This window comes from Dyadobacter alkalitolerans DSM 23607 (genome assembly GCF_000428845.1).
Taxonomy (GTDB): domain Bacteria; phylum Bacteroidota; class Bacteroidia; order Cytophagales; family Spirosomataceae; genus Dyadobacter; species Dyadobacter alkalitolerans.
The window spans coordinates 12,422-37,378 of the sequence record NZ_AUAS01000004.1 but is presented as its reverse complement, the minus strand read 5'-3'; the positions used below and the strand labels follow the sequence as shown (position 1 = coordinate 37,378).

21 protein-coding genes are annotated in these 24,957 nt (G+C 46.5%); 6 read left to right on the top strand and 15 right to left on the bottom strand.

The window, feature by feature from the left end:
- Positions 1–3: 3 nt before the first annotated feature.
- Positions 4–1,344, top strand: a complete 1,341-nt coding sequence (locus G395_RS0108635) for a DUF4374 domain-containing protein (RefSeq protein ID WP_026629685.1) — start codon at positions 4–6, stop codon at positions 1,342–1,344.
- Between the two features lie 214 nt (positions 1,345–1,558).
- Positions 1,559–3,313, top strand: a complete 1,755-nt coding sequence (locus G395_RS0108630) for a PKD domain-containing protein (protein WP_026629684.1) — start codon at positions 1,559–1,561, stop codon at positions 3,311–3,313.
- Positions 3,314–3,328: 15 nt separating this feature from the next.
- On the opposite strand, the gene G395_RS31045 is transcribed toward G395_RS0108630, so the two are convergent.
- The 9 genes from G395_RS31045 to G395_RS0108580 all read right to left on the bottom strand — a co-directional run bounded on the left by G395_RS31045 (position 3,329) and on the right by G395_RS0108580 (position 13,281).
- Positions 3,329–3,847, bottom strand: a complete 519-nt coding sequence (locus tag G395_RS31045) for a DUF4123 domain-containing protein (RefSeq protein ID WP_084439507.1) — start codon at positions 3,845–3,847, stop codon at positions 3,329–3,331.
- Entirely contained in the window at positions 3,847–4,566 is a 720-nt protein-coding gene (locus tag G395_RS0108620) for an AAA family ATPase (RefSeq protein WP_026629683.1), read from the bottom strand. The genes G395_RS31045 and G395_RS0108620 overlap by 1 nt, the downstream gene beginning before the upstream one ends.
- Positions 4,567–4,910: 344 nt before the next feature.
- Positions 4,911–5,360: a PAAR domain-containing contractile injection system baseplate protein gene (locus G395_RS32975; RefSeq protein ID WP_026629681.1), complete on the bottom strand. Its 450-nt coding sequence runs from the start codon at positions 5,358–5,360 to the stop codon at positions 4,911–4,913.
- Positions 5,361–5,371: 11 nt separating this feature from the next.
- Positions 5,372–7,537, bottom strand: a complete 2,166-nt coding sequence (locus G395_RS32970) for a PKD domain-containing protein (protein ID WP_084439505.1) — start codon at positions 7,535–7,537, stop codon at positions 5,372–5,374.
- 12 nt (positions 7,538–7,549) lie between these two features.
- Entirely contained in the window at positions 7,550–8,386 is an 837-nt protein-coding gene (locus tag G395_RS0108600; protein WP_026629679.1) for a PKD domain-containing protein, read from the bottom strand.
- Between the two features lie 25 nt (positions 8,387–8,411).
- Positions 8,412–9,842 carry a hypothetical protein gene (locus G395_RS0108595; RefSeq protein WP_026629678.1) on the bottom strand — a complete coding sequence of 477 codons (1,431 nt, stop codon included), beginning with the start codon at positions 9,840–9,842 and terminating at the stop codon, positions 8,412–8,414.
- Positions 9,843–9,874: 32 nt separating this feature from the next.
- On the bottom strand, positions 9,875–11,185 hold the full coding sequence (locus tag G395_RS31040; RefSeq protein ID WP_051350073.1) for an OmpA family protein: 1,311 nt from the start codon (positions 11,183–11,185) through the stop codon (positions 9,875–9,877).
- Positions 11,186–11,198: 13 nt separating this feature from the next.
- Complete coding sequence (locus G395_RS0108585) at positions 11,199–12,326, bottom strand: hypothetical protein (RefSeq protein WP_026629677.1); 1,128 nt, start codon at positions 12,324–12,326, stop codon at positions 11,199–11,201.
- 13 nt (positions 12,327–12,339) lie between these two features.
- Complete coding sequence (locus G395_RS0108580; protein ID WP_157486623.1) at positions 12,340–13,281, bottom strand: hypothetical protein; 942 nt, start codon at positions 13,279–13,281, stop codon at positions 12,340–12,342.
- Positions 13,282–13,501: 220 nt separating this feature from the next.
- On the opposite strand from G395_RS0108580, the gene G395_RS31035 reads away from it, so the two are divergent.
- Positions 13,502–14,254, top strand: coding sequence for a pesticin C-terminus-like muramidase (locus G395_RS31035; protein WP_051350072.1), 753 nt, complete (start codon positions 13,502–13,504; stop codon positions 14,252–14,254).
- A gap of 18 nt (positions 14,255–14,272) precedes the next feature.
- Here the strand turns inward: G395_RS31035 and G395_RS0108570 are convergent, their stop codons facing one another.
- Positions 14,273–15,058, bottom strand: coding sequence for a LuxR C-terminal-related transcriptional regulator (locus G395_RS0108570; protein WP_026629675.1), 786 nt, complete (start codon positions 15,056–15,058; stop codon positions 14,273–14,275).
- A 102-nt stretch (positions 15,059–15,160) separates the two neighbouring features.
- Here G395_RS0108570 and G395_RS0108565 point away from each other — a divergent pair, with 102 nt between their 5' ends.
- Both G395_RS0108565 and G395_RS0108560 read left to right on the top strand, forming a co-directional pair.
- Positions 15,161–15,904, top strand: a complete 744-nt coding sequence (locus G395_RS0108565) for a sensor histidine kinase (RefSeq protein WP_026629674.1) — start codon at positions 15,161–15,163, stop codon at positions 15,902–15,904.
- Between the two features lie 119 nt (positions 15,905–16,023).
- Positions 16,024–16,677: a response regulator transcription factor gene (locus tag G395_RS0108560; protein ID WP_026629673.1), complete on the top strand. Its 654-nt coding sequence runs from the start codon at positions 16,024–16,026 to the stop codon at positions 16,675–16,677.
- Here G395_RS0108560 and G395_RS31030 read toward each other — a convergent pair.
- Genes G395_RS31030 through G395_RS31025 form a run of 5 tightly spaced genes read right to left on the bottom strand, consistent with a single transcriptional unit; the run spans position 16,674 to position 22,250 of the window.
- Positions 16,674–18,266, bottom strand: coding sequence for a TonB family protein (locus G395_RS31030; protein ID WP_026629672.1), 1,593 nt, complete (start codon positions 18,264–18,266; stop codon positions 16,674–16,676). The two genes, G395_RS0108560 and G395_RS31030, sit on opposite strands and share 4 nt — an antisense overlap.
- Positions 18,267–18,299: 33 nt before the next feature.
- On the bottom strand, positions 18,300–19,340 hold the full coding sequence (locus G395_RS28930; RefSeq protein ID WP_051350071.1) for a PP2C family protein-serine/threonine phosphatase: 1,041 nt from the start codon (positions 19,338–19,340) through the stop codon (positions 18,300–18,302).
- Between the two features lie 35 nt (positions 19,341–19,375).
- Positions 19,376–20,074 (bottom strand): FHA domain-containing protein, encoded by a 699-nt coding sequence (locus G395_RS0108545; RefSeq protein ID WP_084439503.1) that lies wholly within the window; start codon positions 20,072–20,074, stop codon positions 19,376–19,378.
- Between the two features lie 26 nt (positions 20,075–20,100).
- Positions 20,101–21,498 (bottom strand): hypothetical protein, encoded by a 1,398-nt coding sequence (locus G395_RS0108540; protein ID WP_026629670.1) that lies wholly within the window; start codon positions 21,496–21,498, stop codon positions 20,101–20,103.
- 17 nt (positions 21,499–21,515) lie between these two features.
- Positions 21,516–22,250, bottom strand: coding sequence for an FHA domain-containing protein (locus G395_RS31025; protein ID WP_051350069.1), 735 nt, complete (start codon positions 22,248–22,250; stop codon positions 21,516–21,518).
- A gap of 143 nt (positions 22,251–22,393) precedes the next feature.
- On the opposite strand from G395_RS31025, the gene G395_RS0108530 reads away from it, so the two are divergent.
- Positions 22,394–24,892: an ATP-dependent Clp protease ATP-binding subunit gene (locus tag G395_RS0108530; protein ID WP_026629669.1), complete on the top strand. Its 2,499-nt coding sequence runs from the start codon at positions 22,394–22,396 to the stop codon at positions 24,890–24,892.
- Positions 24,893–24,957 lie beyond the last annotated feature (65 nt).

The following is a 24,957-nucleotide window of genomic DNA, read 5'->3' as shown; positions in this document are numbered from 1 at the left end:
AAGATGAAAAAAAATCTGATAAGCGCGGTGATCCTGGGTTTGGCAATGACGTTTGCCGGTTGCAAAGATGATGTGACCGATCCTGACGGTGGTGGCCAAACGCCTGTGAGCGAAAGGGAATTTATCTCATTGACTGCATCGATCCCTGATGCTGAGGGAACGGCAGGCAACGGCGGCACAATGGCTTACGCCATCACGCATGCGCAGGCTATCGACCCAAACTTTTCAGTTGATATATACAAAAACGGCTTTGGCCTCCGGTCTGCTCGCACAGCCCGTGTGCAAGCCTCTGAGGATGGAACGGAGCTCTACAACATTCAGTATACGGGTGAAGATGGCGGTGTATTCAACAAATATTTGGTAAAAGGCGCCAAAGATTACCAGGATACAGGCAACGAACTGGACTTGTCGGATATCGTAGGGACTTCTCCCCGCTGGACAAAAGCGGCTGAGAATATCGGGATCGGCGTACATTTAACCGGAAGCAAGACGGTAACGGAAGGCGCTGCGCCAAACCACGTTTTCAAATACACCCGGGGTAAAGTAAGGATCGCTGTCATTGACCTGAAAGAGGCCAGAGTGCCCAACTCCACCGAATTCGACTTCCCTTTCCCGGCGGACCTCGAAGCACAGGGCTACGCAGTGGGGCGCATCGATGTTCCTGTTTTGAATGATGACAAAACCAAGATATTCATCGGTTGTAACGTAAGCAAAATTGACCCGAAAAAATTGTCTTATAACACTGCCGGGGAGCCGGTATGGGCCAACGATGCTGCTAACCGCACGCTGGGAACAACGACGCTGGTCGTTGATTATCCTTCTTTACAAAATCCAAAACTGATCTATTCCACCCTTTCTAAGACCAACAACCACTCCTACCGCACCATGACGCAGTATGTGGGAAATGATGGCAATATTTATCAGGCCACAGCTACGGGCGGAAAGGATATTTTGCGCATCAATAAAAGCAATAGCGATTATGATAATGGCTATCATTTTGACCTGGATGCTGCTTTGAGCCTTAAAGACACGCGTATCCAGGCTTGGAGATACATCAAGGACGGAATTGGCCTTGTCTTGTACAACATTGCCGGAGAAGGCGGCTACATCGCGTTAATTGACCTGAATGCAAAAACGGCAACCAAAATCAGCAACGAATACGAAGCTGGTTTGGATTTTGGCCAGTATCAGAATATTGCGGTGAGCGGAGATTTTGTATATGTTCCGCTGACACCAACCGGCGAAGCGGGTAAGTTGCACGTGATCAACTGGAAAACCAAAGAAGTCATCAAGGGAGCCGCATTAACCGGTCAGTCAGGATCGAGCTATCTGGGTTCTTATTAGTTGGCAGGCTACTGATCATTGTTGGCAATGATCAGTAGCCACTCCACTTCTCTGCCGAACTACGCCTCAAAAGGCATTTCCAAAATTTATGGGAATATCCACTACCTAAAATACGTCAAATGACGTATTGCTGCTCCATGCCGGCAATTTTATCTTTATTAGCAAAAGTCTGGTTCTCGAAGACACTTTGTGCGTAAGGAAAAAAATTACTCAAATGGTAAAGGCACTTATTTCATTGGTTTTTTTAACACTTGTTTTCTCTTGTCACAAAGAAATCGAGTTCCCGGAAGCAGATTTCGAAGTGCCCACGGGGACGATAAAGGCTGGCGTGCCTGTGACATTTAAAAATACTTCGCGGAATGCCAGTGCCTATGAATGGGATTTTGGCGACTCCTCTACCATTGTGACCACCGGTGATGCTGAGATCACGCATAATTTCAAGATTGGTGGCAATTTCAATGTGAGACTTATAGCTAAAAATGGTGGCGGATCCAATGGGGTTTCTAAAAGTATAAAAGTGGACGCGCCAGACAGGCCGCTTCCCAAAGCTATTTTCGAACTTGCTCCGGCCCTTGAATGCCCCGCCCCATGCACGGTGTCTATTACCAACAAATCCATTAATTCCACCTCATACACATGGTTTTTCGGGGATAATACGCCTGTTGAAACGCGTGAGCGTGATGAGAAATTATCCCACACCTTTTCTGAACCACGTAGCTACGCAATCACGTTAGTTGCAAAAGCCAGTGGCCTCCCAAACGACACATTAATAAAAAGGTTAAATGTAACCACACTACAGTCGGTGCAACCCACAGCAGAATTTGACATTTCCGGAGAGAACTGTACCTATAATTGCGACGTCACATTTACAAACAAATCCGTTAGTGGGGTCACGTATTTATGGAACTTCGGAGATGGAAGTTTGTCCACGGATCTTTCTCCGAAGCACAATTATAAGCGTGCGGGAGCATATAACGTCATCCTCGTTACCAGAAATGGTAATTTGATCAGTATAAAAAAGAAAACCGTACAGATCTACGCTAAATGCAAACTTGCCAAACACACAAGGCAGCACCAGATCACCGGAAAGTACGAAGCTCTTTTCACTTATGACGCAAATGATTTCCCGCTCCGAAGCACGGAAATAGAAAACGAAATGTCGGGCGCGCCGGTCTCCCGTATCGTCAACGATTACACTTATGCAGACGGCTTAATTAGCCGGCAAAATTATAGCCTGTCCGTTAGAAACAACAGCCAGGTCGTTGTGGAGATCAGCTCCGGAATATTTTCTTATAAATACAATAATGATGGGTTGCTGTCGTCCACCGAAATTTTGAGAACAACTGTCAAGGACAGAAACAACCCTGCCGGGGGAAGTACGATCAGTAAGTTGGCCTTACAGTATGAATATCATACAAATTACAATGTTTCCAAAGTCATAGTTGACGGCACTGTTTATAATTATTCTGAAACCGGCTTGCTCTTATCCGTTATCCCAAGCAGCGATAATTCGGGGGAAGTGTACACACTTAAACACCAGAATTTTACCAAAACATACCGGGTCACCAAATATATCATTGCGGATAACCGGATTTCCGAGATTGAGTTTACAGACAATGCAAAGCAAAAATTGGAGTATGACAATGAAGGGCAACTGACCAGAAAAATTTTCAGAGATCCAGCTTTGCCTTTCGAAACGACTTGTGTTGAAGAATGGAAGTACGACAATCAAAAGAGTATCGATCTGCTCTCGCGTGTATTTTTGGGTCATCCTTCCTATCTGGCACCGGAAGGGATTACAGTTCATAATGTAACCAGTTACACCAAGGTGACATATAGATATGGATCGGCGGACGAAACGCAGGCAAAAGAATTAACCGCTTTCACGCAGTATAACAGCGAAGGCTTCCCGTTAAAATCGAATCGCTTCGGCGGGGACAACACCTATTTTTACGAATGTGATCGATAGGCAAGCAAACGCAATTCAGCGGCTAACCTCATCATTCAGAATATACTTCAATAGGAAAGCGTCTTGGCGATCCACAAACAATTGCCCTTGCCAGAGTGAAAAAAGGATGCAAAAAGCCGGATCTTCGTCTTCCATGACGAACTGACTAACCGGCCCAAAAAACTCTGCCAACTGATCCTGATCGCAGGTAGGCAGGAAAATCCGCAAAACTCGTGGATCATAAAACCGAAAATAAAGCTCCTGTCCATCTGCGGTTTGCACCATTAGGAACCGGCGGAAATGCTTGTAGAGCTCCTCAAATTCAGCACTGCTTTCTGCCCAAAGTCCCCAGGAATTACCCCAGCCCTCATTTACCACAAAATCCTCAAAATCGGCCGTGTACGGATATGTAAACAAAAACGGCGCCACAGACGGAAGGATCTCATCCTGCCCCTCTTTGTTACGATAAAGCGAAGAGTGCAACGGATTAAGTTCTCGTGCCCGATCCATGGCATCTTCCATGCAGGCAGCGTCTAGGAGGAGGTGGGTTGGCATTAGGGTTCGGGTTTAGGTGGATTTTTAGGGTATTTAATACCAATTACATCACCATTAACATCTTTTTCAATTTGGGGAAAACCATTTTTATCTCCTTTTCCTACGGTTTTTTCTAAGCCACTTTCCCGACGTACTTTGGCCAATTCCTCTTTCATCAATTGTTCTCCTAATTGATCATTTTCGATCTGCTTTGATCTTGCTATTTCCCTTGCTTTCGCACTATTTAGGTCTCTTTTAGAATTTTGTAATTTATCCAGTGTACCAAAACGATCTTCAATAATTTTCCGCCTGTTTCTAGCACTTTCTATTTCCTTCTCGACCTGTCCTTTCTTCTCATACAACTTAGAAAGCTCGTGTTTTTTCTCTCGATACTTGGCTTGGCCTTCTTCATTCAATCTTCCATTTATATCTTTTTCAAGTTTTTCAATGTCTGCCTCGATGTCCGCTTTCTCTTTCCTCTTCATTTTCTCACGTTGTTCAAATTCTTTAATTGCTTGAATACTTTGATCCTTATCCTTGATTTGTTTATCAATTTCGGATAGCTTTTCAGAACATGCCTGAATCGCATTGGGAGCAGTGCTTTTCAACTTTTCTATTTCCTTGTCAATTTCATTTAGCTTTTCGTCTAAGGCCGCAGCCATAATCAGGCCTGCTGCTACTTTTGCCGTTTCAACAAGCGCGGTCAATATGGGCAATAAGATCGGGGCTGCAACTGGCATTTGTGAGCTAGTTAGATTTCGAACATTCAAAAAAAGTCTGCACTGCGTCGTCACCTTGTCCTTTGCATTGCCGGAAAAACTCCTTCCATTCCTTTGATTGGCAAAAATCCGGACCGAACATAGGCTCTACACACAGCAAAAGAAAAATCCCTTTTTCTGTGTAAATGTGGAGCGACTGACATTCAAGTCTCTTGAGCTTAATTTTTTGGAAGCCAAAGTCACCATCGTAAAAGCCGGGAAATAACTTTTGAAACTTTTCCTGCAAAGATCGGTTAAACCGATCCTGAAAGTTTTCCTCGACAATTTGAAGTGAATAGTTCGAAATTACCATATTCTTTGCCGCATTATGAATTACACTTCTCACAAAACGGTGTCCCATTACTCGCCGCCTTTTTCATCGTCACCGCCTGGTTCACCGCTTTCTTAACATTGTCCGGCATACTCTTTAACCCTGCCGACAAAGCTACCGGCGACAATCCCGCCAAACCGCTTCCAACAAATGTCTCCCCGATCAAAACCGTAGGCAACCCAACCACTATTCTCCCCCCATGCGCGCACATATCACCCATCCTCGCAGCCGGTTTTCCACCAATAAAAACACCGGTCGAACCAAGCACAATCGTATCCGGCGGACCGGTACACACACACATATCACCCGAAACCGCCGCCGGCATTCCACCGATCAGAACCGTTGGAACGCCGCGGCCGACAACTGGGCCACCAACGTGGGGCACGAGCCCGGTCACCATTGGGCAGACATGCATATCGCCTATTCTTGCAGCTGGTTTTCCCATAAAGAGTGGTCTTAGTTTTTAAATTTTACAATGTATGTGTTGGCGGTACCTGAAGACGCTTCAAGTCGAACTCCATTAAATGTTGCAGCACCATGGAAGAAACCTGTTAGATACACTGTACCATTCGGCGTAACACACAAGCCGTCCGCAAACTCATCTCCCATCCCACCAACTGATGCCTGCATCTTTCCCGTAGCACGGCCATCGCTAGAATTTATCTCACCAACAAGCACATCGCGTGCTCCTGCCGATTCAAAACCATTGCCGTTGTTCATTGGAAGCCTTCCGTTGACTTCATATGTCCCGGATACAACAATACCACCGGAGTTTGTAACGGCGATATCTCCAAGAGAATCGTCCATTCCATTATTAAAACCATTCGTCCCCCAAATGACTTCCCCATGGTTTCCAGAGTATTTCCTTACAAAGATACTTTGATCACCTGCCGTACCTATTCCGAGAGGATTATTAGAGGCATTGTACTCCCCGGCAACATAAACATTATTTTGTCTATCGACAGCCACACTCCGACCAAAGTCGTCACCGGTTCCACCCAACTTGCTCGCCCACTCCCACTCTTCATTTTTAACGTTCCATTTAGCCAAAAAACAATCCGTTCCACCCGAGCCTTCTAGGTTGATCGCTGACGACAGTCTCATAGATATATTGAAGTATCCAGTCAAATATGCATTACCTTCACTATCCACCACCATAGACTCGACATTGTGTTTTCCGTGCCTATCTTTGCCGATAACTTCGGGTGGGCCAGGGGCTCCACTTTCTGCATCATATATCACAATAAAGATTAATGTACCCGTTTGAACATCAATTTTGTAGTTATCAAAATTAATTTGAGTTGCATTTGAAAAATAATTCCCTTCCACATGCCCAGTGACATAGAGTTTGGGACGGCCATTGCTTTGATCAAATTCAACGCTTATCCCCTCATCTGCCAACGCGCCCCCAAATGTCCTCAACCAAAGTTTTTCGCCACTATTACTCAGTTTTGCAACGAACCCGTCATTTTTGTATCCGAAGATCGGACCGCTTTGCATGTTACCGGCTATTAGTCCGGTGATATAGACATTATTACTTTTATCTAGCGCGATGCTATTTGCACGATCACTACCAGCACTCCCATCAACATATACCCACAAACATGCTCCATTGATACTATACTTTGCGACGAAAAAGTCCAAATCACCACTGCTATGTCTTACTTGTCCACTACCAAAATCTGCCAATCCTCGCATGACGCCACATATGTAGATATTACCATTCGCATCCGCGACGATATCCGTTGAATAATTATAATCGCCAGCGATTTTAAATGCTAAAACGTCTTTCACATTGATGATCACCGCTTTCTTGGTATCACCTGTACCTCCGTCTCCTGTGACAGTCAATGTAACTGTGTAAGTCCCATCCTGCTGATAAATATGTGTGGGTGAAGTTTCCTTACTTTTGGGACTACCATCGCCAAAATCCCAACTATATGTGTTAGCACCTGTAGATTTATTGGTGAAGCTGACTTCACACGGTGCCGAACATTCATCACCTGTAAATGTGAAATCAGCGATTGGCTTTACGGATTTGACTTCTATCTCAATAGTCTTTGTAGATGCTTTCCCATCCGCATTGTAGACGGTTAGGGTAACCTTGTACTTTCCCGGCTTGCTATAAGTATGTGATGGGTTGTCCTCAGTACTTTTATTTGGATTGTCGGGCGTAGCATTGGGATCACCAAAATCCCATTCATACCGCGTTGCATTCCCTGACTGGTTGTCAAATGTTACTTTCGAAGGGGCAATGCTGTCATTGCTCATACTGTACTTAAAATCTGCTTCGGGCAGGCTTGCCGGTTCCGGTTTGACTTCCACTATGTGTTGTGCACCGCTACTTCCACCATCTTTGCTTTTAGCAATGAGTTTTACTGCGTAGTTCTTCCCTTTTGCAAAGTAATGTTTAACTGTTTCACCATTTTCGATTGGTGTTCCATCATTAAAATCCCATTCTATTGCAGTTGCATTTTCCGAATCACTTGTAAATGTGACCGAACATGGCGCTGTACAGCCACCATTTGTAAAAGTAAACTTAGCAACCGGCTGCGGGGGCAGCTCCTGATGACAGCCGAAAACGATTGCCAGTAACAACAACTGAATTAAAATTCTTCTCATAGGTTCGGCTTGCTATTTCTTTTTGATGATGAGGGCTCTTGTTTTTTTCTTCATTTCATTTCCCGAAATGGCGGAAAGAGAGATGTTATGCGTAACATCTTTGGCGGTGCGTGGGAATGCGTGTGTCGGTGAGTCGACCTTGGCCTGGCTTTTATCTCCAGAATCCCACAAATAGCTGGTTGCATTCTTGGATTTGTTGAGGAATGAATAAACAGCTGAATCGGGGCGGGTTGTATCTTTTGCAACAATAATGAAATCGGCTTCGAGTACTTTGGACGCTGCGATAATGGTCACGACTTTCGCAGCGCTGTCGCTTACCGTTTCATTGAAAGCCGTTAATATGACTTTATATGTGCCTGCTTTGGTAAATGTGTGCTTGGGAGAATCTTCTGTCTTCACTGCGCTGCTATCGCCGAACTCCCACTTGAATGTTTTTGCATTCTTAGAAAGATTAGTGAAACCAACCTCGCACGGTGCCTGACAATTGTTGCCGGTAACAAGGAACTCTGCTTCCGGAGCAATGGGTGCCGTAATCGAAATTGTTTTCTCCGCGGTGTCGCTGCCATATTTTGCATTACTGATCGTCAGAACAACCTGGTATTTACCTGCTTTGGCAAAACTGAGGATGGGATTCTGCTCCGAGGAAAAGCTTGTGCTATCCTTGAAAGACCAGTCGTACTTCCAATTGTAGACACCTTTATTTTCCGACAAGTCCTTAAAATTGACCTGACAAGGCGCCTGACAGCCTTCGTTCATCGTTTCGAAATTTGCCTGCGGGGCTCCGGGCTCCTGCATTGAGCACGCGACGACTACGAATGCCATGATTATGAATGCTATTTTGGAAATCATTTTTCCGTCGGGTTTAGAAAATCAATTAAAACTGGTATTTCAAATGAACTCCGGCATATCGTTGGGCACCATTCCACTGAGGGGAGACGACGATCTGCTTTCTTTTTTGTTCGAGTAATTTGTTGTAGCGCCTGGCTTCCTTGGCACTTTTGCTGCCGACAAACCAGAGCACGCCACCTGCAATGATGCCGGCACCCGCCACAAAAATCCCCGGACTGGCAAAAGAAATAAGGCTGTTGGGTTTGGCGTGATAGCTTGCACGTGAATTGAATCTGTCGCCATTTCTAACGCCCCCGACCTCGGTGTCATACCACTTATCAAAGGCGGCGTTATTTTTGTCTATCTCGGACTTATAATCATTGTAAGCACCATATAAGATGACGCCGGTTGCTATGGACGCAACTACTGCAATGCCTGCACCTGCCCTGATAAGCGTACTTTTCGTTCTATATTGCGCGGCTTTTTTCTGCAAAGAAACCAGCTCTGCATTCAAAGTCGCGGTTCGCCTGTCCTTGGGCGTGGCAGGAACCATTTCGGGAGATTTTTCGGCTGGTTTTACAGTAGCGGGAGCTTCCTTTTTCGGCTCTGCTTTTGGCGCTTCCTTCTTCTCCGAAACCTCCGGTTTTTTCAATTCTGCTACGGGAACCTCTTCCTTTACCGTGCTTTTCGCCGGTGCTTCTTTTTTGGGTGTATTATCCGTTTCTTTGTTTGCAACTGCCGTAACCGGAGTCTTTTCCGGGACAGCAGAAACTGTCTTTTTAGGTTCCTCGGGCTTTTTGGTTTCCTCCGGTTTCTTTATTTCCTCCGGCTTTTTTACTGCAACAGGTGCTGAAGCAACAACGGGCGCAGGGGCTGTCGCGGTCGGTGCGGCCGCTGTTGTATTTGCAGAGGGCTGATAATAGCCGATGCGGGTTATCAGCACGATCCATTGTTTGTCCGGCTTGTCTGCCCGAAGTTCCGCTACTCTATATACGTTTTCATATTTAGTTGTTTTTTGCCGGTGTGTGTTGGTGAAGTGTGTTCTAAAAGTCACCTGGACATAGGGGTATTCTTTTTGCTGCACCTGCCCTACCGAAACCTCCGAGATTTTGATACTGTATTTAGGGCTTTTGTTATAATACAATTTGAGATCATCCAGATACTTACGGATCGGCAGGTCCGGACCCGACTTCTTGACCGTGTTGTCCGGATTTACATCATCTTCCACCATAGCTTTATCCCCATAAAAAACCTGGTTCTGACTGGGCAGATAGCTGTCGTATATCAAAAGCTGTTTGTTACTCTCCGTAATGTTGTCCAGGGCCACGGTGTTCAGCAGATCGTTAAGCTGCACTTCTACTACCTTTCTGGCCTCTGCCCGGATCTCTTTGATATCGGCCGGTGTAAGCTCGGGGGTCTGCGCGAATGTCAGAGCTTGGATGGCGAAACAAAAACAGGTGATAAAAATCAATCGCATAAGCTGTATCAGTTAATGATGCTGGTCTTGGGTTATGGGAGCATGGAAACTTCCACTCTCCTGTTCAATCTTTTGTTTTCTTCCGTATCATTTTTCCTGGCTGGATATTTCCCTCCAACCCCTGCCCACAAAATTTGCTTCTCACTCACCTTCCTGGACAACAGGTAATGCCGGATCACTTTGGCCCGGAACTCCGAAAGCGTAATGTTTAGCTTAGTGCTGCCGACATTATCCGTATGTCCCACCACCCGCACTTTTTTGTTGTTATTTTTTTTCAGCCATTCTGCGAGTGCGTCGAGCTTTGCCTTTTCATCCGGTTTGAATGTATAATCGCTTTGATTAAAATATATCGTAAGCGTTTCCAGAGAATCCAGCCCTTCTGCGTTTACAGGTCCGGCTTCTGCTTTTGCTACCGGCATTTCACGAACAGGGATTGGCTTGTTCCCCACGACTAGGCCCATGAAATTCAGTCCTTTTGTCACGAAAACTTGCTCAGAATGTATCAGTGCCATTTTCTTGTCAAATACGGTAAGGCGATAGTTTCCCGCACGCACCAGGGCAGCATAGGCCATTTTATCCAAAGCAGGCAGTACGATCTCGCCGCCCGACTCCGCTGTAAGTTTACACGATGCCACCGATGGGCTTCCGCTGACGTTCAGGGAAAGCATCGTAATTTCCGGCGTAAGCTTAATGTCGTATTTGCCTGGTTTTTCATCCATTTTTTCCAGGATAAGGTTACCTGTATATTCCTGGTATCCTTCGGCAGAAACCGTAAATCCCACAATGTCGGATTCGCCAAAGGACATAGTCATCTCCTCATGAAGTTCCTTGCATTCCTTCCTGGCATTTCTTGTAAACTCGAAACACAATGTTCCATTTCTAACCGCAGAGCCATTTACGGCGTCAGACACAAAAAATTTTCGCACGATGGTAGTCTTCTTCTTTTGCTCATTTTCAACCGTGTACTGCGTTTGCTGGCTCTGCATGTAAGGCGTATCGTTTGCCTGTGCATCCAGTGGTATTAATGGTATTTTTACAAAAAAATCAATCCTTTTTCCCGTGTTCTTATAGGTTGTTATACCTGTGCTGATCAGCCGATAACCCTTTTTTTCTATCGTGATCTTTGCCGCATCCGAAAGCAGATCGAGCTTGAAATGTCCTTGCTCATCTGTGGACGACAGCAATGTGCGCCGGTTGTCTTTTTCAATGTAAAAGGATACACCCGACACGCTCGCGCCCGAGCGTACATCACTGGCCTGGCCAATAATGCGCAGCGCTTGCGGCGACGCCTTCGTCTCCCAAACCACTATAAATAGCAACAACAGCAGCAAAACCTTTTTCATTGAAATAATAGAATTATTCGTCAGCCACAACGCCAATATTCCCGAGCAGCACCGTCCAATTGGTTTTGCTTTGCCCGTCAATCTCTTTTTGATATGCTTCAAGCTTCACGCGAACGCTCTTTTTTGTGATGTCGCTGTAAAGGATATTCTGGTTTTTTTCTCCGTAGCCTGTGAACGTCTGGTTTCCGACAATGGTCCCATAGTAATTGCCATCCTGCTCTTGTTTCAGCTCACTTACATACTCAATCTGGCTCCATTTGATCTGCACATTGCCATAGGGAAGCATTTTCAAACGTTTGAGATACATTTCCAGTGGCAGCTTTGTCACTCCTTTCCTGTTTTTAGAAGAAACCTCGATTTGTGTTTCTGGCAGGAAAAGCTGCAATGCATTTTTAATCGCCAAATCCCTTTCATTCATTGAAAAGCTCCTGTCCACGATCACCTGTAAGTAATCGCTGAACTGCTCCACTTTGGCAATTGACTTTTGTCTGTACTCCTTATATTCCTGTTCCGACAACACGGGCTGCTTGATTTTTTCAGCTACAGGCTGCGGAGCGGTAGCCATTTTTGTGGGTGGCGCATTGTTCCGTTTGGCCGCAGGCTTACTGTATCTAAGCACCTTATCAGCGGCTGCGCTGAGTAAATTTTCGGCTTCCTCAGCATCTTTCAGCAAGAGGTGCCTGCCGTCCTGGTAAATGATGGCTACAAGGTCATTTTTATTAATGGACGCCGGTTTGTTGTCTTCTGTAAGATAATTGATCGCGTCATTCTCCATCCTGATTGTTGCCGGGATCACCTCAATCGGCGTCGACTTGATGAGCAAATCGGTTGAGGGTCCGGTAGCATTATAAAACTTTTCGAGCGACTTCCGGGAAATCTCCGGATCTGGGCTGAGATCTTTTATTACGATAAACAAGCCGTGCGCATTGAAAGCAACCACTACATTCTCCCGGTCAATGCCACGCCTGATCGTTGCGTCTCCTTTTGGCTCCAGAAACTTGATCTCCTTATCATTTGCTTCTACGATTCGATGCGGGAAAGTGTTACCGTTTCGAAAGTAGAAGCGCTCCTGAGCAAATAATGCATGGGGACCAATAAGGAGAGCCAAAAATAGAACGATCGTTCCAGAATTAATTTTCATATCAGATCTTTGATCAGTGCCCGCCCGGAAAATGGAACAGCACGCCTGCGCTTAACAAACCTAAATGCGTATTAACACTGGTTTCCCCAGGTTTATAATCCTTGTTTTCTCCGAGATTGTAATACCAGTCTGCATTGATAAAAACTGCGTGGCGCGGACCTTCCAATATCGTAACACCGATCCCGCCGGTCAGGCCAAATCCTAGTCCCTTATCAGAGCAAGTGTCACAATTCTTGACAGTTGAGCTGCCATTTGCATCGCTGACTTTCAAACCACCGTTGCCTATCTGCATTAGTCCGAATGCACCCACTGAAACACCGATCCTGAGGGGGCCCGCCTTTTGCGATGTCATAATGGTCAATGGTAAAAGGAGCTGCGATTGGGTGCCTTTGATACTGGTTACTTCACCCGCTGTTCCAATCGGCACCGACACGCCAAATCCTACTTGTGTGTATAGTGCCTGAATTTGGACTGCCAATGCTTTTTTGTGTAAACCAATGGCAATACCGCCGCTATATGCCGTTTCGGTTCCCTCTATTAGTCCCCCTGATTTGGGCATGAAGGATAGCCCTACACCGACTTTGGGCCCTGCGTACAGGCCGCTTTTCTCCCAGAACTTTTCATCCGCTTCCTTCTTTTTGGTGACGATCAGATCGGTGGGTTTTCTTGCCTTTGCAGTCGTAGTAACGGGGGGATTAATCTCTTCTACATCACCATTATTCCAAACTATTTTCCAAACTTCCGTTTTTGGAATGGCGTACAAAGGCCCTTTCGGGTCGCTTAATTTTTTGTAGGCAATGTCGGTTTTATTTACCTCCTCAACCAGCACTTCCATGCTGGTTTGGTCGATTTTAAAGATCTTGTCCGGTTTGCGTACGGGTGTTTGCGCAATGGAATTACCACAGATTAATATTGACAATAACAGGATGATATGCCGTGGTAAACGATTGTGCATGGCTGCGTAAAGTTTAGGTAGAAGGGAACTTTGCACTTTTAACAAGCCAAAAATAGGTTGGTCAAAACTGGCAATCAATACGTCAATTGACGTATATTTTGGAGGCAGCAACCGTAAAATAAGTTTAAAATTTCTGAGCTGATATTGAAAAACAAAATCGTATTTTTAAACAATATTCAAGTCCCAAAGTCGTATCGCAGCAGTACAAAATACTATTCATATGACAAAATATACCTTTACTTATCACCAGGAAATAGGTCATCAGGGGCAAAGCCTGGTCCCCCACTTTCCAGGAGGCAGGTCAGGCGTTACCATCGGACCTGGCTATGATATGGGGCATCGCACGCCTCAGGAAATTTATACAGACCTTACCAATGCCGGCATCGATCCTGAGACTGCTTATGCATTCATCGACGCCGCTGAAAAAACGGGCCCGGAAGCTGCAAGCTGGGTTGCGGAGCGAGGAGGGATCTTTATTACAGAACAACAACAGCGAAATTTATTTGAAAATGTGCTGGTGCCCGAATACGAACAGCGCACGATTGACCAGATCGAGAACTTCGCTACCGCACATGCCGGTTCCATCCCCGAAAACGTGAATTGGGAAAGCTTAACAGGGAGGCAGAAGCAGATCCTGTTTGATTATGTATACAATACCGGATCTTTGGCCCGATTCCCGGAGCTTACCACGGCTGTATTAAATGAAGATTGGGAAACGGTTTCGCTTCATTACGAACGCTTTTCAGATGATCAGCCGCTGGTTTACAGAAATGAAATGTTTTACCGCGAATTTCTTGATCCGGCGTATGTTCATGAGGATGATGAAGTCGAGAATACTAATGATTTGGCGGTTGCGGAGAACCAGCTGCTTGATCAGCAAATAGATGAATTGTACTCGAACGACGAGATTGCTGAAAACGCCGATGACGTGCAGTCGAAAGATTCCGACGAATGGTATGAACAACACATTTAGAATAGCTTGAATCAGGCGCTAGATGAGGTGATACACGGTTAAAAAATTAATCAATTCCATTGTGTCAGTCATGTCGAGCTTTTTGAGCATATTTTGTCTGTGTGTATTTACGGTGTGGGTACTGATAAACAGCTTTTTTGCAATGTCTTCGCTTGTTAGTTTTTTCCCTGTTAGCCGGGCAATTTCCAGTTCACGATCACTTAGGCTTTCCAGCTTTCTGCAAAAACCTGTTTCGTTGTTTACCTCATAAATTAAACTTTCGGAGCCATTTGTGAGGTGCAAGTGCTGCCTTCCATCACGCTTTAAATGTGTAATATCCGAGATCAATGCGAGTAGAAAAGATATATTACCCAGGGAATCACGCTTCAACGCAACTCCATGATGCATTATCCTAGTGAAACTTCCATCTGGCCGAACTATTCTAAAATCAAAAAGTGATTTAAATGAAATAACTTTATGATCATCCAATTTACATACATATTCAGTTGTCATAGCCGACATTATTTCAAATCCTATATAGTCGGAAGGGAATATCTTGGAGAGAAAAAACTGCACTCCTTCCTGCATCAAAATGTCGTTGCTCCATCCAATAACTTGCACAGCATCACCCAGGCAGCACAGATAGCGCATCGACTGAATGTCAATGATGGCCACCGACGTGCTATTTGAATTCAGGGTTTCAATTAAAAGTGAATTTTCCCGAAGGTATTCTTCAATTTCCTTGGCTTCCGATTTGAGTATGTCAGATTTCCATATCTTCCTGATCGTAGTTAAATCAAAAGCACTTGGCTGAGTAGAGTTCATCGCATCTAGTGAGGGTTTTTTCCCAAATTACTGAATGATCAGTATTGTAGCTATTAATAAGTTAAAAGAAATTTGATAACCGTAATTATTCCACCCCTACTCATGACTAACGTTTCCTCATTCAACGATTATCCCGTGCTTACCGTCTCCAAAACCAGCTCTTCTGCTAACGAAAAGCTCGGCGACCCCGAGAGGAACAACAGGAAAAGAGCCGTCAAATTCCTCTCGCAGGAAAGCGCGCAGCTGCATTCTCAATTAAAAAATCAGCGCGAACGCATCGCGCGTGATTTACATGACGGGATCGGATCGCAGCTGACACACATTATCTCACGGCTCGACATTATGGCCTTCAATAACCAGGCGAACCAGACGCAGCTGGCAGACCTCCGGGATTTTACCAGCGAAACCTTTCAGCAATTGAGGGAGACGATCTGGGTTCTGAATCAACCTGAGATTCCGTATGGCCAGTTGACAGAGCGTGTACGCGGACTGCTTACCCGCATTTCCTGCGAATCGGAATATCCCAAGCTGAACGTTGTGGCTTACGGAGACAGCGAAATACTGCTTTCCCCTCCGGTTGCTTCGTCCATTTTCAGGATCGTTCAGGAGTCCGTGAATAATGCCATGAAGTATGCCAACGCAACCAGCGTTTCGGTGTGTCTCGCCATTGATGAGACAAGCTTTACCGTGCTAATTAATGATAATGGTAAGGGCTTTTGCCGCGAGGAAATCTGTCCGGGATATGGTTTGGAAAATATCAAAAAAAGGGCGGAAGAACTGAATGGAAGGCTGGAATTGGAATCTTCCGGCGAAGGCACAAAAGTGCTGGTAGAGTTCCCGCTTTGATAAACAAAATACGTCATTTGACGTATTTTTTGCGCGACTTCTGATTCGTTACTTTGTGAAAGGGCGATTGCCGCATGACGGCATTTTTATCTTTCTCTACAAAGTTAACCTCCCATTCTATGCCTAAAATTAGTATTGGACTAGTGGAAGACAATCCCACCATTGCCTCTGACTTATGGGAAAAATTGTCTCTTAGCGAAGACATTGAACTTATACTTAAGGCTATAAACGGGAAAGACCTTTTTAAGAAATTAGCCAGCGTCGCGCTACCGGAAGTTTTCCTGATGGACATTGAAATGGCCGAAATGGACGGAATCACCACCACCCGCCTCCTGAAAGAGAAATATCCTTCGGTAAAGATTCTGATACTCACCATGTTTGATGATGATGCCAAACTTTTTGAAGCCATCAAAGCAGGTGCGTCCGGCTATCTCCTAAAAGATGAAAAACCCCACAAGATCATTAATGCCATATCCGAAGTGCTGGAAGGAGGCGCCCCTATGTCGCCGTTGATGGCTGCCAAAACGCTGGACTTGCTTAGACAAGGATCCAACGACATTCAAATCCAGTCGGTTTCAAAGTCGGCGGAACTTACTCTTAGGGAAAATGAAATTCTGGAATGGATTGTCCGAGGGCTTAATGTGCGCCAAATCAGTGAAAAACTCTTTGTTTCTGATAAAACTATCCGCAAACACCTGGAACACATTTACCAAAAATTGCAGGTAAAGGGAAGCCGCGAGGCTGTTGCCAAAGTGATTGGAAGGACGTATTAATCAAACGTTACAGCGGCAATCGTCCTCACCCTTACGCTTCTTCCGGCTGTTCTGCCCGGGATCCAGCGGGGCATCGCTTTTACGAGCCGGACCGCCTCCTCGTCACAACCATAGCCCAGGCCTCTCACCACCTGTATATCTTCCCGGGTTCCATCGGCATTTACCACAAACGAAACACGTACAGCACCGGAAATAAAGGAGCGTGACGCCGCTTCGGGCATTTGCATATTACTGGAAACCCAGCTTTCCATAGCCAATGTTCCCCCGGGAAATCTCGGACTTTCTTCCACCACATGGTATATGGCCTTACTGTCTGTTTTAGGTTTGGCTGCCACAGCGGCGGCGTTCTTAACAGGGAGTTTTTTCCTAGGCTTTTCAGCGCGCTTAACGACAGCTGGCGCAGGCGCTTCTTTAACAACAGGTGTGGCCGCAACAACCGGTGCGGGTAATGTTGATTTCACGGCCGCCGGTTTTGGATCTGCCGTAATAAGCATCCACGAAAGCCCGCCAATAACTGCCGCGGAAGCAAGTGCAATAGGCATGACATAGCTCTTCTTTTTTTCCGGGATGGGTTCCGGCAGCGGTTTTGGCTCCTCTTTTTTTACTTCTATTACCGGTTCGGGGATTTGCGGAAGGATTTTGGTTTTTTCGTCAATGACCACCGGCTTGGCTTTAACAGCCTCCGGCTTTGGCATAACCTTCGTTTGCTCATCCACTACAACAGGCTCGCCGCCGCGAAGAATCGTGTAAAGCTGGTCCACGGTTTTCACCCTATTTTGCGGACTGATAACCAGGCACGCATCGATCATCTTCTGATAAATTTCCGGCAGGCCTTTCAGATCAGGGATGAAGTCCAGGGCCATTACCCGTTTCATGTATTCAATTCTTCCGGACTCTGTGGCAATGCTAATGTCGTCGGAGCGGAACGGGAGTTTTTTACCATTGAACCAAACATAAATGGCCAGAATACCGAAGCTCCACAAGTCTGCATTGGGCCTCAATTCTTTCGCCTCCCATTGCTCCGGGGCCGCGTATGCGTATGTGCCGGCACCGGTGAGATTAGTAACATAGGATTTATCATCCACCGTTGCCCTGCGGCTGATCCCAAAATCGGTGATTAACGGAATAAAAAACCCGCGCCTTTCGACCACCAGAATGTTCGACGGTTTCAGGTCGCTGTGAATAATCAGGGGTTTGAGCTTATGCAGGTAGGAAATGCCATCCAGCAATCCCTCAATGAGCTTGTTTTTCTGACCTGTGGTAAGGGTGTGATTTTTCAATAATTGTGCAAGATTCCCGTGCTCATAATATTTCATCAATGCAATATCATGCGTCCCTATGCCCGGCAATTTGATCCGGCGGCAGTCCATGTATCTGGCAATGTTGGGATGTTCCAGCTGCTTAACCCTCTCATATTCACTCAGCAGGCTAAATTCCTCCATACCCGGCACGACCTTCGACATTTTGAGTGCAATGAACTCATTCCGCACGTTATCCCAAGCTTTGAAAATTTTCCCAAAACCACCCTCGCCGAGCAGGTCGTTGTCGGGATCATAGTCGAAGCGGTCATTGAAATCGGTAGCATCCATATTGATCGATACTTAGTTCACTTCTTATTAAACTTAATCGGCAATCTCCGGCTCGTCCATTGTTTGTACAGGAACTTCCAGCCGAACCGTATCTCGCTCATTTACATTTACTTTTGATTCCGAAAGTGCTTTTTCAGTCTGCTTTTCCGACCTGACAAAATGAAATATCAATCCACTACAAAAAATGACTGCAAATGTGATCAGGCCAAACAAGACACCGCGTGGTTTCCGGGCCGTTGACTGCGGAATTACCGGCTCGGGAATCACCATATTCACCACTTTTTCTTTCACCCTCTCTTCCGCGGTTGCTTGTTGCTCAACTGATTCTATTTTAATGAGGTAGGCAGAAAAATTATCATTGGTTTTGTGCGCACATTCATTTTTTATTGCTTCCAGTATTTCAATCGGTTCAGGATGGTTGTCGGGGTTGTCTCGTAAATGATATTCCAAAAGGTCATCGTAAAGCTGTTCAAGTACACCATCCGAACAAAGGAAAAAAAAGTCATCTGCCCTGATATCCGTTATTCGCGTATAGTCCGCTTCATCCGCGCGGGAAGCGGTTATCACTTTTGTAATCACATTTCGCTGCGGATGCTGCATAGCCTGCTCTTCTGTGATCACCCCGCTTTCCACCAGCTCATTCACCCATTTATGGTCTTTGGTTTGAAAAATAACCTTCCCGTTTCGGATCTGGTAAATCCTGCTATCACCCAGATGGGCCAGCACGGCACCGGTATCATCAAAATAAAGCAATGTGAGGGTTGTGGCCATTCCCGCCGTTTCAGGATCGCTTTTTTCAGTTTCAATAAATGCTTCCCTTGCTGAATCGATCGCTTTCTGAACAAATGCTTTGGAAGCTTCTGCATCTCCCATATTGGAAAAACATTCACTGATATGCTTACAAGCCAGGAAGCTTGCCACCTCTCCCTTATGTTCGCCCCCAACACCATCACAAACCATAAAAAGCCGGTCTGAAACGGTGGCGGTTCCGGGAATGGGATAAATGCTATCCTCATTGTTGGAGCGTCCGCCTGTTTCGTTAAAACCGGCTGGCTGATGAATCGATATTTTCATTCCGGAAGAGGCTTTAAAATCCTGACTTATCTGTGCTATTTAATGATCACGGTCGGCGCATAGTCCATATCCTGTACGATTCGGGATGCATCCTGCGCGGTGGCCACGGTGATTAGCGTTTTGATCACCACTTTGGTTTTGCCCATTTGAATGGTGTCCCCATCTTTGAGATATACCATATCCTTCGGCCTCAGCGGAGCAGGTTGTGCATTCACGAATGTTCCGTTGGTGCTCATTTGTTCGGGCATACCATTGGTCATCTTTACATCCGACAAAAAAAACTCGTAGCTGCCGGTCCTGCTAGGCTTTACTTCAAGAATGCAATGGTTACGGCCCATGTAAGGATCATCCGTCTCAATCATAATATCACAAGGCCTGCTCACGCTTTTCCTGCCAATAACCTGTTTTCCAATCCGTAAGGGATGTGTTTGCTGGTCTGCATTTTCATCGTGGACGACCAGCCATCCCAATTCCGGCGCGCTGGCTTGTGGCCTGCTTGCCGCTGGCCTCGGCGGCTGGGACATGGAAGGCGGTGGCGGAGCGGCTATTGGCTGCGATGGTGCACCCATTTGTTGCGATGGTGCAACCGGGGCTGGCATGTGCGGCCTCGCAGGTGGCGGCTGCGCGCCCGCAATCACAGGGTTAGGATAACCACAGTTTGTACATTTAACAATTGGTATAGCGGTGCTGGCTACGGATAGCACGGCGCCGCATTTTCTGCATGCTATTTCCATTGTACTGCCACGTTAAAACCTTTCATTTAAGCATTTTGATATTCATCCGACTGATCCTGATCATTCTTAAAATAGGAATCAAAATCGTCGGTAATGTCATTGTCCTCATTCATCGACAGCGCTTCATTTTCAGAAAGCTCCGGCATATCCGCTCCATCCTGCCCTGCTGCTTCCGAATACATTTGATACTCCGGTGGCCCAACTGTCATTTCCTCCATCGGCGCAGTTTCCTGGAGACTAATCGTGCCACTTTCCGAATCGTAGATATAACCCGTCTCGATCTGCCCGTCATTATCGTGATCCAGCCCGACGATCGGCCCGTGATTGTCTGTCAAATAACTTATTGCATCAACTGTGTTGTCATGATTGCTGTCCAGGCTAACCACATAGCTATCACCGAATTCAACAATAGAAACCGGTGATCCATCAGAGGAATCGCCACTTGTGGATTGGTTGAAGAAGCCCATATCCGGCCCGACAGGCACAATTTCGAGCTGTGCTATCTCAGCTGCGCTCATTGAAATCGGTTCTATGACGGACGCATAGGTTCGCCCGCTGGATGCTTCATAATCATACCGCGTATCCAGCAGCCCGTCGCCATCCGTATCCATGAGCACCATAGGAGACTGGCCATTGATACGTGCCATCAGGATTTCAGCCTGTCCGTCCTCGTCTTTATCGATTCCTGTCCAGGTAACCGCCCCTCTTTCGGCCACGATCACATGCTGCTGTTGCTGCTCGGCAACCGGCTCGGCCACTGGCACAAGGTTCTCGACATGCGGGTCAATGATCGGCTGGGCACCGTCAAGCCATAACGCTTTCTTGTCCTCCGCAACGGACTCCCACTCCTTGTCGGTGAATGTACTGTAATAAGTGTCCCGCCAGGCGAAAAGTCCGGCAGGGCCCACTTCCTTTCTGGCAGCATTAAATGCATCTATGAAAGTCTGCTCGTCCCTGGGTGTTGTGGCAACTTCGGGCGTCTCCGGAATGTCGATCAACGCATGAAGGCCATCGGGTTTGGAATGTTCTTTGGCTGGTTCATGTGGCCTGGACGGCGGTTTTGGTGGCGGTGGGGTATGATGTACAGGCTCCGGAGTTTGCGGTTTTGCAACAGGCTCCGGCGAGCCGAGATCCAGTTTTGGCGCATTCAGATTTGCAATAGACGGAGCAATGGGAGACACATCCACATCTTCGTCCGACAAACTCGTGATGACAATCGCTCCCAGCCCTATCGCCAGTGCGCCGCCCGCTGCCAGCGTGATTTTTTCTTCTTTTGTCAAAGGCCGGAGCACGGGTTTCTTAATACTGAAAGCCGGTTTTTGAATGTTCAATGATGGTTTTGGAATGGAGGCCGCAGGAGGAACAGGGTTGGCAGCCAGGTTTTTCGCCCAGATCTGGGTTTTTTCAAAATCTAGATTGTTCATAAGATATCCGTATGATATTAGGGAATCAGCGGCTTTTTGCACGCCCTGCAATTCTTCGTTTTTTCAAGTAGTTCAAAAGGTTGCTGGATAAATGTGTGGCAATGCGGGCACACATAATGGATCTTGTACCAGTCGTCAAGGCCCGTATATTTCTTTTTTTCCTTACTTAATTTCTTAGAACTGATCAGAGCGCTTACCGCAAATCCAAGCGAAATGACGCCACCTGCGTAGCCGAATATTTTATAGTCCGGTGGCAGCGCCTGGGCGAGCGAACCAATCACTGCGCCCATCGGAAAACCCAAACCCTGAATCCGGGAATTAATGGATTCCTGCGCCTGAATTTCCGCGATCCGGTTGCGCTTTTCCCGGAAGTCATCACTCACTTTTTTAAGGTTCCAGGCAATTTCCCGTATTTCCTCCTGCGCTGCTGATGGCTCTTCGGGTTCCGGGACTTTGGCCGTTTGCATTATTGGCACAACCGGAGCCAGCGGTCGCGGATCCAGTATAAGCTCCCACGACAGCAGAGTCTGGCCTAGCTTGATCTGATTAGCGGGTGTAATTTCCTTTCTGTACACGCGCATTCCATCCACAAAAGTCCCGTTTGCCGACCCAAGATCCTGAATCTCCCATGTATTCGTTACGGGCGTCACAAGTGTGAGCGAAGCGTGTGTGCCGCTTACATCATGGGTGTTCAGGACAATGGTGTTGCCTGGTTTACGGCCAATCGTAATGCGCTTTGCAGATGGATTCATGAAGTTCAAAAGCCGGTTTCAAGACCAATGCAAGTAGCAAAAAGTGGTAGTGCTAAAAAATACGTCAAATGACGTATTTCTCCCGGCCTATAACTTTAATAACATTGCATCGGTAATTTATTGCACCTTCTAAGCCGGTTTTCATGCTGACTTCAAATCTCACCGACGAACTGATTCGCGCATTGCAGGTTGCTCAGGCAACTGCCAGGGAATACCGGCATGCAACATTCTCGCCGTCGCATTTATTGGTCGGTCTTTTGCACAATGATGTAGGCATAGGCAGCACACTTGTAGCTTGGGGAACAGACATTCAGTTTATCCGTGACTGGGCCGAATACAAGATTGAGAAATATCCAAAATCGGCGCGGGCCGTTGAAGAACCGGCTGGCGACGAGAAGGTGATGAAAACCATGGAAGTCGCGGATGTGATCCGGCTTAAACTGGGTGAACAGGAAGTTTCGCCCTTTGCTGTTCTAATCGCGCTTACCCGCCCGGAGGTTGCTTTTAACAAGAATGAACTGAAGGCCTTCCCGCTAACCGAATCCTTCCTGCTGACCAAGACGCTGGAAGATGTTCAGTCTATGGATTCGGGCAATGATGGAGGATTGTCACCTACCGGATCTGCGCAGGCAGCCACCATTGCGCCGCCGTCGCACCCGCAAGCCAAGGCGATCGCTAAGTTTTGTATTGACAAGATCGCGATGGCAAAAGCAGGTAAATTGGACCCGATCGTTGGCCGGGAAAAGGAAACCCGTATGATGGTGGAAACATTGGGAAGAAGAACAAAACCGAATGTGATCATTGTAGGCGAACCCGGCGTGGGCAAAACGGCTTTGGTTGAAGGATTAACCCATTTGATCATCAACGGAAATGTTCCCGGTCATTTGCTTAATTCCCAGCTTTTTCAGCTGGATATGGGATCATTGATTGCCGGCGCGTCCTACAAAGGGGAAGTGGAAGACCGTTTGAAAAATATCATTGCAGAAATAAAACAATACGAAAGGGCATTGCTCTTTATTGATGAGATCCACGTTTTGATGGATCCCCAGGGCGGCGTTCCGGGACTGGCAAACCTCCTTAAACCAGAACTCGCAAGAGGCGAACTGACGGTGATCGGCGCAACAACGCTGGACGAATACCGCAAATACATGGAACGGGACGAGGCTTTCAGCAGACGTTTTGAAATTGTGAAAGTTGACGAGCCGGACGATGTGCGGGCCCGCAGAATGATTGAAAAGGTTGTGCCGCAATTCGAAAAACACCATGGCTTAAACCTGGATACAGACGCAGTAAAAGAAGCAGTGACGTTATCCAGGCGATATATAAAAGACCGTCGCTTGCCCGACGCGGCATTGGACCTGATCGACCGCACCATGGCCGCCCGCAAGCTGATGACCGAAACCACGCCGGGAGAAATTGAGTATCTGAACAAGGAATTTAGAAGGCTAAAAGTCGAATACACAGAAGCCGAACCGGCTTTGTTCCTGGAAGAGCTGCGGTGGTTTGAACAACAACTGCATGACCGGCTAAGTCCAGTGTTGCTGGGGCAAATCGAGGAACTTAATGACATCAAGAACATTGAAGAGCCGCAAACGGCCATTGATACACTCACATTACTGCTCGAAAAAGTAGCATTGCAAGGACAGCAGCATAAAGAATTGGTTGATAAAACGGATATCGCCGCCGTAGTCGCTTACAAAACGGGAATACCGCTCGGTAAGATCCAGGTGAACGAGCAAGAGAAGCTTATGCAGCTGGAAGATCATTTAAGAAAGCGGGTTGTGGGACAAGACACTGCCATCGAGATCATTTCCAATGCGATCAGACAAAGTCGTTCCGGTGTAGGCGAAACGGGAAAACCTGCATCATTCTTTTTATTGGGACCGACGGGAACAGGCAAAACGGAGCTGGCAAAAGCGGTTTCTGAATTGCTGTTTAATGATGAAAAAGCCTTGATCCGCTTTGATATGTCGGAGTATGCAGAGGAACACACGGTTTCGCTGCTGAAAGGCTCGCCTCCTGGGTATGTCGGTTACGAAGAAGGCGGTTTACTGGTTACCCGTATCCGCCAACAGCCTTTTGCTGTTTTACTTTTTGACGAAGTAGAAAAAGCACATCCGAAAGTGTATGACATCTTTCTTCAAATTCTGGATGAAGGCCGGTTACACGACACATTGGACCGGGAAGGCGACTTTACGAATGCGATCCTGCTATTCACTTCCAACATTGGGTCTCAGTTTATAGTAAAGGAATTTAACGAAGGACGTGTGCCGTCACAAACTGACCTGATCCAGAATATGGAAGGTTACTTCCGGCCTGAATTCCTCGGCCGACTCACAGGCCTCACGCCTTTCAGGCCGATCACCGAAGACACGATTCGGAAGATCTTTAATTTTCAGCTGCGTCCGCTGCGCAAGAGTCTGGATAAGCTGAGCATAACATTGAACATTACCGAAGATGCGGAAAAAGCATTGGCACTGGAAGGTTACAATCCGCAGTTCGGCGCTCGGCCGGTTCGCGCGGTCATCAGTAACCGGCTCCGACAACCGCTTTCCCAGATGATTATCTCGGGAGAAATAGGAAAAGGAAGTGAGGTAAAATTGAGCATGGACGAAGACAAAGCTTATGTCTGGGAGCACTAATTTCTTCTACGTATACAAATAGACGTTATTTTACTGATCTAGGAATTTTTCTACTAAAAAATTTA